General features: G+C 73.1%; 8 protein-coding genes. 4 read left to right on the forward strand and 4 right to left on the reverse strand.

Features of this window, described 5'->3' with window-relative positions:
- Window positions 1-138 precede the first annotated feature (138 nt).
- A complete protein-coding gene (locus tag WD250_03785) occupies window positions 139-1,104 on the reverse strand; it encodes a zinc-binding dehydrogenase (protein MEX2619319.1) in 966 nt (321 codons plus the stop codon).
- Window positions 1,105-1,339: 235 nt separating this feature from the next.
- On the opposite strand from WD250_03785, the gene WD250_03790 reads away from it, so the two are divergent.
- Together WD250_03790 and WD250_03795 are read left to right on the forward strand one after the other, a co-directional pair.
- Window positions 1,340-2,416, forward strand: a complete 1,077-nt coding sequence (locus WD250_03790) for a helix-turn-helix transcriptional regulator (protein ID MEX2619320.1) — start codon at window positions 1,340-1,342, stop codon at window positions 2,414-2,416.
- A 74-nt stretch (window positions 2,417-2,490) separates the two neighbouring features.
- Window positions 2,491-3,006, forward strand: a complete 516-nt coding sequence (locus tag WD250_03795) for a quercetin 2,3-dioxygenase (protein MEX2619321.1) — start codon at window positions 2,491-2,493, stop codon at window positions 3,004-3,006.
- Between the two features lie 74 nt (window positions 3,007-3,080).
- On the opposite strand, the gene WD250_03800 is transcribed toward WD250_03795, so the two are convergent.
- The 3 genes from WD250_03800 to WD250_03810 form a co-directional block, all read right to left on the reverse strand.
- Window positions 3,081-5,351: a hypothetical protein gene (locus tag WD250_03800; GenBank protein MEX2619322.1), complete on the reverse strand. Its 2,271-nt coding sequence runs from the start codon at window positions 5,349-5,351 to the stop codon at window positions 3,081-3,083.
- An 89-nt stretch (window positions 5,352-5,440) separates the two neighbouring features.
- Window positions 5,441-6,871, reverse strand: a complete 1,431-nt coding sequence (locus WD250_03805; GenBank protein MEX2619323.1) for a pyridoxal-dependent decarboxylase — start codon at window positions 6,869-6,871, stop codon at window positions 5,441-5,443.
- A gap of 32 nt (window positions 6,872-6,903) precedes the next feature.
- A complete protein-coding gene (locus tag WD250_03810; protein MEX2619324.1) occupies window positions 6,904-8,916 on the reverse strand; it encodes an elongation factor G in 2,013 nt (670 codons plus the stop codon).
- Window positions 8,917-9,078: 162 nt separating this feature from the next.
- On the opposite strand from WD250_03810, the gene WD250_03815 reads away from it, so the two are divergent.
- Window positions 9,079-10,176, forward strand: coding sequence for a hypothetical protein (locus tag WD250_03815; protein ID MEX2619325.1), 1,098 nt, complete (start codon window positions 9,079-9,081; stop codon window positions 10,174-10,176).
- A gap of 115 nt (window positions 10,177-10,291) precedes the next feature.
- Window positions 10,292-10,894 (forward strand): hypothetical protein, encoded by a 603-nt coding sequence (locus WD250_03820; GenBank protein MEX2619326.1) that lies wholly within the window; start codon window positions 10,292-10,294, stop codon window positions 10,892-10,894.
- Window positions 10,895-11,099: the final 205 nt, after the last annotated feature.

Below are 11,099 nucleotides of genomic sequence, written 5' to 3' on the forward strand. Positions count from 1 at the left end.
GACACGCTCGTTCCACCCGTAGGGGGCCAGCGGGTGCGCCACGAGATTCACAAGTCAGCACCTCCATGGCGGTCGCTGCGCGACCGCCTCACCCGGCACAGCAGAGAATCGCCCTCGCAAGCTCCGACGATCCACGTCTCAGCGGTTGGTGAGGACGATCTTGCCGAAGCGCTCGCCGCCTGCCAGCTGCGCGTACGCCCGACGCGCGTCGGACAGGGCGAACTCGGCGGCAACCAGCGGGCGGACTCCCGTCTCGGCGAGGAACCGGACCAGGTCGACGAGCTCGGCCCGCGTCCCCATCGTGGAGCCGAGGATGCGCAGCTGCCTGGCGAAGACCCGGTTCAGCTCGGCTGGGGGGTTCCAGCCGCTGGTCGCCCCGGACACGACGATGGTGCCGCCCGGCCGCAGGCAGCGCAGCGAGTGCGCGAACGTCGCCTCGCCGACGGTCTCCAGCACGACGTCGACCCGTTCCGGCAGCCGTTGGCCGGGCGCCAGCGCGGCGTGCGCCCCGAGCTCCTCGGCACGCAACCGCTTGCGCTCGTCCCTGCTGGTCACGTACACCCGCGCGCCGGCCGCGCGGCCCATCAGCAGGGCCGCGGTGGCTACCCCGCCCCCCGCCCCTTGCACGAGCACGCGCTGGCCCGGCCGCACACCGGCCTTCACGAACAGCATCCGGTAGGCGGTGAGCCAGGCGGTGGGCAGGCAGGCGGCCTCGACGAAGCTCAGCTCCGGGGGCTTGTCGACGAGGTTGCCGGCCGGCACCGCGACCCGCTGGGCGTGGGTGCCGTCGAAGCGCTCGGACAGGATGGACATGTCGGCCGCGAGGGTCTCGTCAGGACCGTCGAGGGTGGCCACGACCGCGTGGACGATGACCTCGCGTCCGTCGGTGGTGGTCCCCGCGGCGTCGCAGCCCAACACGATCGGCAGGCGGTCCGCGCTGACGCCGACACCCCGCAGGGTCCACAGGTCGTGGTGGTTGAGGGCCGCCGCGCGCACGTCCACGACCGCCCAGCCCTCCTCGGGTGCGGGGTCCGGCCGCTCCCCGACCGCCAGGGCGTCCAGGGGGTGGTCGGGGTCGGCGCGGGTTGCGGTCACAGCCAGCATGGCGGCCAAGCCTACGCGGTCAGGCGCGGGGCGGGACGGCCCCGTCGGCTACCAGGCGGTTCAGCACCCGGGCCGCGGAACGCGCGCGGCGCGCCTGCTCGCAGGCTCCGAAAACCCCTCTTCTGGGGGATGGCCGTTCCTCCACGGCCTGCGTAAGATCAGACCTGACGCACGAATGACGCCCCAGGCAAGCGTGCGGCGGACCGATGGGCGGCGAAGGGGACGGTGGGCGGGCATGGGAACGACACCTGAACGAGTGTTGCGCACCCATCGGGGTGTCGCACGGTGGTGTGCGGAGGCCACGAATGCCGGCGAGCTGCTGGAGGGCGTCGCAGAGCGGATGCGGCCGATCCTGGGTCAGGACGCGGGGGCCTGGTTGCTGACCGATCCGGCGACGGTGCTGTTCACCGACGGGTTCATCGAGGGCTTCACCGACGCCGCCTGCACCCCGTGGTTCCATCACGAGCTCAGCGTCCCGAACGTGGCGACCTTCGCCGAGCTCGCACAGCAGCGGGCGCCGGTCGCCGTACTCAGCCAGGCGACCGGGGGCGACGTCACAACGAGCCCACGGTGGCGGGAAGTGCTCGAGCCGGCAGGTTTGGGCCGTGAGCTGCGCATCGTGTTCCGTGAGGGTGGCAGTGCCTGGGGCGCCGCCGCCGTCCACAGGGAGACCAGTCGCGCAGACTTCACTGTCGCCGACGCGCAGCTGCTGGCCGATCTCTCCGGCGTCGTCGCCCGGGGGCTGCGCAGACTGGCGGTTTGCGAGCGCCTCGCCGTCGACGCACCGGGTGGGCCGGGGCTGCTGCTGGTGGGACCCGATCATGTGGCTCGAGCTGGCACGCCGGCGGGGGCGGAGTGGCTCGAGCTGCTGGGCGTGCCGCAGGGTGGTGCCCGTCAGACGTGGCTGCTCACGTTGGGCGAGCTGGTCACCGGCGGCGGCACGTCGCCACGACGCGTCCGCATGCGGGCCCACGATGGCCGGTGGGTCACCCTGCATGCCGAGCCCATGACGGACGGGGAGGCCTCCTTCGCCGTGATCGTCGAGCCCAGCCGGCCGGCCGACGTGGGCGCCATCGCCGCTCTGGCCTACGGCCTGTCACAGCGTGAGCAGGAGCTGGTCCTGGCCCTGGCGCGTGGGGAGGGAACCGAGGCGATGGCCGAGGCCTTGTGCATCTCCACGCACACGGTCCGTGACCACCTGAAGTCGATCTTCGACAAGACCGGCGTGAACAGCCGCAACGAGCTGCTCGCACGGCTCTTCCACGACCACTACGCCGAGCCGTTCTTCGAACGGGCGGTCACCACGCACTGAAGGCCCACCCCAGGCCGTCGTCCGTCGCCTGCCGGCGCCGGGCCAGCCGATCCATGTCTCGAAGGAGTCATGTCATGAGTCTCACGCGACCATCCATCGACCTGCCAGCGCAGCGGGCCGACCTCACCCAACCACGCCTGCTGGCGCCTGGCGATGGTGAGCACATCGCCTTCCTGGGCACCATCATGACCGTCAAGGCCGGGGGCGACGTGACCGGCCGCAACCTCAGCATCATCGAGTGCATCGCCCCGGCCGGGTTCGGGCCGCCCCCGCATCGCCACGACCTCGAGGACGAGATGTTCCTCGTGCTCGACGGCGAGGTCAGCTTCTGGTGCGCCGGCCAGGAGGCCACCTACGGCCCCGGCGGTTTCGCCTGGTGCCCCAAAGGGCTGCCGCACGCCTTTCAGGTGTCCGACGACGGCCCCGCCCGCATCTTCCAGATCACCACCCCAGCGCAGTTCGAGGACTTCGCGCTCGCCGTCGGCGAACGCGTCGACACTCCCGAGCTGCCCGAACCCGCCGAGCCCGACGTGGAGGCGCTGGTGCGCATCGCCGCCGACTTCCAGATCGACATCCTGCCACCCGGCTGAGCACCGGCCGGGCACCGCATCCGGGGTCGGCGCGGGTTGCGGTGACGGCCACCATGGCGGCCAAGCCTACGCGGTCAGGCGCGGGGCGGGACGGCCCCGTCGGCCACCAGGCGGTTCAGCACCCGGGCCACGAACGACGCCATCTGGTCGCGCCGGACCGTCCGTCGCGGGGCGTAGGCGGACGGCTCCACGCCGACGGCGAACTCCGCGCCGGCGGCCTTGGCGATCGCGGTCTCGTGCGCGTTGCCGGCGACATCGGTGAACGCGTGAGCGGGCGCCGCAAGCTCCTGCTCGTCGAGGAACTCGTATGCGCGGACCAGGAACGATGCCATCTGGTCGCGGGTGACCAGGCCGTGCGGCTGGTACTCCCCCGGTCGCACCCCGAGAACGATCCCCACCTGGGCCAGCTGGTCGATCCGAGCGGCGTGCACGTTGCCGGCGGTGTCGGTGAACGGGCGGTCGGTCACGGCGATGGTGGCGCCGGCTGCCTCGACCAGCCGGCCGATGAACGAGGCCATCTGGTCGCGTCGGACCGGGGCCCCGGGCGAGAACGTCGTCGGCGCGGTCCCGCGGGCGAGGTCGTACCAGACGGCGCAGCGGATCGCCCCGGCGTGCACGCTGCCCTCCCCGACGTCGGTGAAGCCGGTGGGGGGCGCGGCCCCGGGCGGGCAGGCGGTGGCGATCCGGGGATCGTGGAACGTCCCGGTCACCCGGACCGGCCCGGAGGCGAGACGGCGGCCGACCGTGCCGTTGTCGCGCTGGGCGACGGCGTACACCCAGTAGCGGCCGTTCGGCACGCTGGTCGTGTCCCAGACGTAGGTGTTCTCCCCGGCGGTCTGCGCGATGTCTGCGGCGATCAGCTGGCCGCCCGTGACCCGCCGCTGCGTGCTGTAGTACAGCGACACGCGGGTGTCGTCCCCACCGGCCGGCGACGCGTCCTGCCAGGTGATGGGGAAGCGGTCCCCGGCGGTCTCGTGGTCGGCCCGCAGGCTGATCTCGCTGACGGTCCAGCTGCGCGGGCCGGGATCCTCGTTGGGGTCGTACCGGAACGTCTCGATCGCGCCCTGCCAGCCGCTGCGGTGCGCGTCCCCGGCGTGGGTGATCGCCTCGGGCGGCTCGGTGTGCAGATCCAAGGTGTAGGTGTCCACGCCCGGGTAGACCACGATCTCCCGGGAGTTGTACAGGAAGGGCGTGGGGCCCTGGCCGACGTGGCGCCAGAGGAACCGTCCGTGCGATCCGCCGCCGGGTGCGAAGCTCAGGTCGAAGGGGCCCGCCAACGTCGTGCGCACGGTCAACCGGTGGTAGCGCGCCGCGTCGATGGGCGGTCCGGTGCGCATCATCAGGTAGGGGTCGTTGCTGGTGTTGCGTGCGCGCACCGCGCCGTCCTCGAACCGGACGTCGGTGGCGTTGCCGATCTCGCGCACGTCGCTGGACTGGCGGAAGTCCCAGGGGTCGCCGGTGGCGGCGGCCGCGTAGTCCGCCCCGCCACGCTCGTGGGGTTGGCCGAAGACCGGTACGGGCGCGTCGACCCGCAGCGGGGCGCTGTGCGGTCCGTCGTCGGCGGAGAAGCGGTACGCCCCGGGGGGGAAGGCGTCGGCGGGGAAGGTCGCGTCGCCGCCGCCGGTGTCCAGCACGCCCCAGCCCGGCTGGCTGGCGGTGTTGTTGGCGCGGTCGGCGTCGGCGTCCCAGTACAGGGTGCTGCCGGTGTAGCTCACGGTGATCTGCTCGCCGGGCTCGTACAGCCGCACCCAGTCCAGCGCCATGGCCGTGGGTGTGCCGTCGCTGGCGACGGACAGACGCACCTCCACCGGCTGGCCCGACCACCCGCCCGGGCGCAGGTCGACGACGTAGTGCTGCCAGCCGGCCTGGACGACGAACGGCACCCGATTCGTGCAGCGACCCGTGTCGGGACCGCAGTTGTCCCAGATGATCTCCGCAGCGCCACCCCGCTCGGCGTACAGGTGCATGGACAGGTGGGTGTAGCGCGACGCGTCGACGGGGTTGGCCAGCCCCTCACGGCCGACCGCGAAGGCCGAGGGCGCGTAGCCGGCGAAGACGAACGCCAGGTTCATCGTGGCGGTCTTCGTCCACCGCAGCTGCCCGCCCTCCACCCGCGGCTGCGTGTTCTCGTGCGCGGCAGCGATGAGCAGCTGGTCCCCGGGGGCCGTGTAGTCGACCGGGTCCCCGAGGGTGTCGGTCCAGTAGTCGGGCGCCGCCTGGACCACCGGGCTGGACACCACCGGTGCGGTCTGCGCCAGCGAGCCGCCCGGCGGGACCAGGGCAGCGAGGGTCACCAGGCTCAGCACCACCGCCAGTCGCCGGATCGTGATCGCTGCGTGTGCCATCCCCGTCCCGCTTCCCGCCATCGGTCCCCCCGGTGCGCCCCCACGTGCAGAGTACCGACGATACCGCCGCCTCCTCGTGGGTGCCGACGTCAGGCGGTCGGGCGGGACGGCGACCCGCCGGCCACGGCGTCCGCCTGCTCGGTGAGCACTCGCCAGAGCCCCTCGACGTGGCGGCGCTCGGTGTGGGTCTGGCCGATCGCGACCCGCAGCACGTACCGCCCGTCGAGGCGGGCGTGGGTGAGGAACGCCGCGCCCGACGCGTTCACCTGCTCCAGCACCGCCTGGCTCACGGCGTCGCCACCCCGATGGGCGAGGCAGACCAGGTTCAGGGTCGCCGACACCACGACGAAGCGCGCGTCGGCGCGGACCCAGTCGGCGAGCTCACCGGCGAGCCCGACGTGCTCGCGGATGTGGTGGCGCAAGCCCTCGGCGCCGTAGTGGCGGAGCACGAACCACAGCTTGAGCGCCCGGAACCGCCGGCCGAGGGGGACCTGCCAGTCCCGGTAGTCCACCACCGCCCCGGAGTCGGAGGCGGCATTGCGCAGGTACTCGGCCTGCACCGCGAGGGCACCGGTGAGCGCCTCGCGGTCGGCCACGTAGAACGCCGTGCAGTCGAAGTTGGTGAACAGCCACTTGTGGGCGTCCACGCAGTAGCTGTCCGCGCGCTCGAGGCCGTCGTTGACCCCGCGCAGCTCCGGGCACACGGCTGCGGCACCGGCCATCGCGGCGTCGACGTGCAGCCACAGGCCCTCCCGGGTGCAGATCGCACCCAGCGCCCCGACGGGGTCGATGGCCATGGAGGCGGTCGTGCCGACGGTGGCGAACACGACAAAGGGCCGCAGCCCCGCGGCTCGGTCGGCGGCGATCAGGTCGGCGAGCGCCGCAGGACGCATCGCGTGCGTGCCGTCCACCGGCACGTGGCGCACCTGCCCGGCAGCGAACCCGGCGATGCGCAGCGCCTTCTCCACCGACGAGTGCGTGTGCTCGCTGCTGTAGGCCACCAGGGAGGGGTCGTGGCCGCCGGCCCGGTGCCGGGCGGCGAGCAGCGCACACAGGTTGGCGCTCGACGCCGAGTCCGCGATGACCGCCCCGCCGGGTCCGTCGACGGCGAGGCGGTCGGGCAGGTCCAGCAGCTGGCGCAGCCAGTCGAGCACGCAGCTCTCCAGCTCGGTGACCGCCGGGCCGGTGGACCAGAGCATCCCCTGCACGCCCAGCCCGGCGGACAGCAGCTCCCCGAGGATCGACGGGCCGGACGTGTTCGCGGGGAAGTACCCGAAGAAGCTCGGCGACTGCCAGTGGGTCAGGCCCGGCATCACCACATCGTCCACGTCCGCGAGCATGGCGGCGAAGGGCTCCCCGCGCTCGGGTGGTGAGGCGGGCAGGCGGCTGCGCACCTCGCCGGGCGCCACCTGGGACCGCACCGGCAGGTCCTCCACCCGCTCCATGTAGCGCGCGACCCACTCGACCAGCGCGTGCCCGTGCGCCCGGAACGCGTCGGGGTCCATGTGATGGCCGGGCATGGCGCGGCAGTCTCGCAGATGGCGGGAGACGCTCAGTCCTCGCCGGTCGCCTCACCGACCACCCGCTGCGCGAGGTGCTCGGGCAGCTCGTCGTGGTGGTCGTAGCGCAGCGCCACGGTCCCGGTGCCGCTGGTCAGCGATCGCAGCTCCGGGACGAAGGCGCCCAGTTCGGCCTGGGGCACCAGCGCGCGCACCGCGGTGCGGGTGGCGCTGACCGCCTCCGTGCCCTGGATCCGACCGCGTCTGGCCGAGAGGTCACCCATCACGTCGCCGGTGAGCTCGTTCGGGATCGTCACCTCCACGTCCATGATGGGTTCGAGCAGGCACAGGCCGGCGTCCTGTGCCGCCTCCCGGAAGGCGAGCGCCCCCGCGACCTGGAAGGCCATGTCGGACGAGTCCACCGAATGGTGCTTGCCGTCGACGAGCCGCACCCGCACGTCGACCACCGGGTAGCCGGCCAGCACCCCGCGCGCCGTCGTGTCGAGCACCCCCTTCTCCACGCTGGAGATGAACTGGCGCGGGATCACCCCGCCGACGATGCGGTCCTCGAACTCGAAGCCGCCGCCGCGGGCCAGCGGCTCGACCTCCACCCGGGCGATGCCGTACTGCCCGTGGCCGCCCGACTGCTTGACGTGCTTGCCCAGCCCGGCCCCCGGGCCGCGCAGGGTCTCCCGGTAGGCGATGCGCACCGGCACCTCGCGGACCCGGACGCCGAACTTGCGCTCCATGCGCGTCAGGGCCACGGCGACGTGCAGCGGGCCGTACGCGCGCACGAGCAGCTGCCCGGTCTCGTCATCGCGTTCGATCCGCAGCGACGGGTCCTCGTCGGCCGCGCGGGCCAGGGCCGTGGACAGCTTGTCCTCGTCACCGGCCGACGCAGGCTCGACCGCCACGCGATGGTAGGGCTCGGGGGTGGCCACCGTGGTCACGCTGACCGGTGCGCCCGCGGCCAGGACGTCGCCGGTGGCCACGTCCTCGAGCTTGGCGACCGCGACGATGTCGCCGGCGACCGCCCCCGCGACCGGCGTCTGCTCACGCCCCTGCAGGGTGAACAGCTGGCGCACCCGCACCTTCTCGCCGGTCCGGGCGACCGTCAGGGTGTCGTCGCCCGACAGGGCCGACTGCAGCACGCGCAGGATGGTGATCCGCCCGACGTAGGGGTCCGACAGGGTCTTGACGACGTAGGCGGCCGCGGGGCCGTCACCGTCGACCCGGGCGCCGCGGTCGGTGGGCGAGGGGCACTCCTCCACCAGGAAGTCGGCGAGCAGGCGCACGCCGATGCCGTTCTCGGCCGAGGCGCACAGCACCGGGAAGAACCCGCCGGTGGCGATGCCCCGCGCGAAGCAGCGGGCCAGCTCCTTGGTCCCGGGTACGTCGCCGTCCAGGTAGCGCACCAGCAGGTCGTCGTCCTGCTCGACGATGGCCTCGACGAGCAGCTCCCGGTTGCGGGCGGCCTGCTCGCTGCGCTCCTCCGGGACGGGCACCGGCGTGCGCCGCCCGTCGATGCGCTGGACGGCGGTGCCGTGCAGCAGGTCGATGACGCCGGTGAAGTCGGTGCCCACGCCGATCGGCATGTGCACCGGGGCCAGCGGCTTGCCGTACCGCTCCCGCAGGGCGTCGATGTGGACCTGGTAGGCGGCATTGGGCTTGTCGAGCTTGTTGAGCAGCACCAACCGCGGGAGCCCCACCCGCTCGCAGACCTCCCAGAGCTGGTCGTGCTGTGACTGGATCCCGGTCGTGGCATCGACGACGAAGAGGGCGGCGTCCACCGCGGGCAACGCGGGGAAGGCGTCGCCGAACGCGTCGGGGCTGCCCGGGGTGTCGAGGATGTTCAGGCGATGGCCCCGCCAGGCCACGGTCACGATGCCCAAGCCGAGGGAGTGGCCCCGCTCGCGCTCCTCGGGGGTGGCGTCCAGGATCCGCGCCCGGTCCTTGCCGTCGTCCCCCACGGCGGCGAGGCCCTCTGCGAGCCTGGTCTTGCCGGCGCCGCCGTGGCCGACGAGCACGATGTTGCGGATGCGCTCGGCCGGTGTCTCGTCGCTCACGCAGCCTCCTCGGCTCGCCCCGCTCGTCTGCGCGCTCATCGCATGCTACGGGGCGACAGCGGCCTTGAGTAGGGGCAACGTCATCGTGTCCGCGTCGGAGTAGCGTGCGAGCGGCCATTGCTGACGGTCCCGCGACCAGGGACACCCCCGGATGGAGAGCCATTGTCATCCCTGACCATCCTCGCGACCGGGGAGCCGGTGGCGCTCGCCGACTGCCGCGCCGTCGCCTGGTCCGGCACGACCCTGTACGCCGCGCCTGACGGGCGCTGGCTGGCGCCGGCCTTCCGCGGCACCGCCGTGGCGGTCGCCTCCGGCGACCTGCCGGATGCCGACGACGAGGACGCCGCCGCCGACCTGATCCTCACGTGGGTCGAAGCCGTCCGCGCGCACGACTGGAGCGACCTGCGCGGCTCGCGCATCGAGGATGACGGGGATTGGGTCGACCTGCGCGCGGCAATGGTGCGGGTGGGGTGGGGCCCCACCGGTGCGCAGGCCGCGTGGGAGGCCTGCCGCGACCGTCCCTACAGCCGGGCCCTGCCGACCGCCGCGGGGTGGGCGGGCGGCGGGTGGGTCGTACCCGCCGACGCGACCAGCGCCCCTGCTCCGGCCTTCGCCCGCCCGGTGCTCGAGGCCCGAGGCCTGCTGCGATGGACCTACATCGATCGCTGGGCCACCCCGCCGCCGCTACCCGACACCGCGCTGCCCATCGAGCCGGACCCCGGCGACCTCGGGTGGGCTGACGTCCTCTCCCGGCTGCGTCAGGACCACCACACCGGTGAGTCGCTGGAGGAGTGCGTCCAGGTGGCGGTCGAGGTGCTGGGACGGGCCGGGCTCGGTCCCCGCAGCGCCATCGAGGCCGAGGACGAGCCGTTGCCCGACGCCGACGTCACCCCCGCCACGACCCACGCCAGTGCCCTCGTGCGCGCCGCGGCGTGGTTCCTCCTGCGCGAGGAGGCCGACGCCTGGCTCGCCTGCTCCTACGGGGAGTGCCAGCACCACTGGGCCGTGGAGGCCGAGGAGGACGCCTACGAGCTCGACGAGGTGCTGGAGCTCGCCGGCTACGGGGTCGCCAACCCCGTCGACGCCGCCTATCAGCGCCGGCGCCTGCTCACCCAGGCGTTCGGCGACGTCAACGACGTCCCCCTCGCCGGCGCCGGTGACGTCGAGACGTTCGTGAGCTTCTACGAGTCCTGGGTCGCCGCCGGCCGCGTCGAGGAGGACTTCCAGCGCGCCGTCGAGGACCTGCGCGGCGGGCCCTGAGCACCGCGGTCAAGGATCGGTGCATCGGACAGGTAGCTGACGCTTGTGCCCACGGGCCGGGTCTGGGAGTATGCGCACATCACATCAGTCCAGACTTGCTCGAAGGAGACGTTCCGTGACCATTCGAATCGCAGCGCGTGGACTGGCTGCGGCCGGCCTCGCCGGATTGCTCGCTTTGTCGTTCCTGCTCCTGCTGGGAGCCAGCCCCGCCCACGCCCAGCTGACCGACCTTGACCCCGGGGACCTGCTGGACCCCGAGCTGGAGGACCCCGAGCTGGAGGACCCCGAGCTGGAGGACCCCAACCTGGAGGAGCCGGAGGACACCGACCTGATCGGCGATCTGCTCGGTGAGGGTCTGCTCGACCCGGATGACCTGCTCGAGCTCGGCGATCTGCTCGATCTGGACTCCGACGAGCTGCTCGGCCTCGAGCTGGACGAGGTCCTCGAGCTGTTGAACCTCGAGGATCTGGACGACCTGCTCGCCCTGCTCGACGAGGATCCCGCGCCTGACCCGGAGCCGGTCCCTGCCCCGACGTTGACCCCTCCGCTCCCGGCGGCCCAGGTGACCGAGGTTCCCCGTGGTGGGGTCGCAACAGGCGCAGGCGGCGCGTCGGAGACCACCGGGACCAGCTCGGCACCGGTGATGCTCGCCTCGCTGCTCCTCGTCGGCGTCACCGGTGGACAGATCGCCGCGCGCCGCTGGTTCCCCGGCCTCTAGGCACCAGGCACCGGCTACCCTGGTCGGTATGACCAGCGGCCACGCACAACACCGCCGACGGACGAGTCCGTCGGCGGTGTTGTGCGTGGCGCTCGTCCTCGCGCTCGTCCTCGGCGCCTGCGGCGGGGACGATGCTCGGCCGACGTCGGCCGCCCCCCAGCGTCAGCCCGCCGACACCGACCTGGCCCGCGGCGAGCCGGAGCCT

The sequence above is a fragment of the Egibacteraceae bacterium genome (assembly GCA_040905805.1).
In the GTDB taxonomy this organism is placed as follows: Bacteria; Actinomycetota; Nitriliruptoria; order Euzebyales; family Egibacteraceae; genus DATLGH01.

What these genes read in the sequence shown, in the direction of transcription:
- WD250_03785 (MEX2619319.1), bottom strand. Translation starts at nt 1,104, where the DNA reads ATGCTGGCTGTGACCGCAACCCGCGCCGACCCCGACCACCCCCTGGAC.
- WD250_03790 (MEX2619320.1), top strand. Translation starts at nt 1,340, where the DNA reads ATGGGAACGACACCTGAACGAGTGTTGCGCACCCATCGGGGTGTCGCA.
- WD250_03795 (MEX2619321.1), top strand. Translation starts at nt 2,491, where the DNA reads ATGAGTCTCACGCGACCATCCATCGACCTGCCAGCGCAGCGGGCCGAC.
- WD250_03800 (MEX2619322.1), bottom strand. Translation starts at nt 5,351, where the DNA reads ATGGCACACGCAGCGATCACGATCCGGCGACTGGCGGTGGTGCTGAGC.
- WD250_03805 (MEX2619323.1), bottom strand. Translation starts at nt 6,871, where the DNA reads ATGCCCGGCCATCACATGGACCCCGACGCGTTCCGGGCGCACGGGCAC.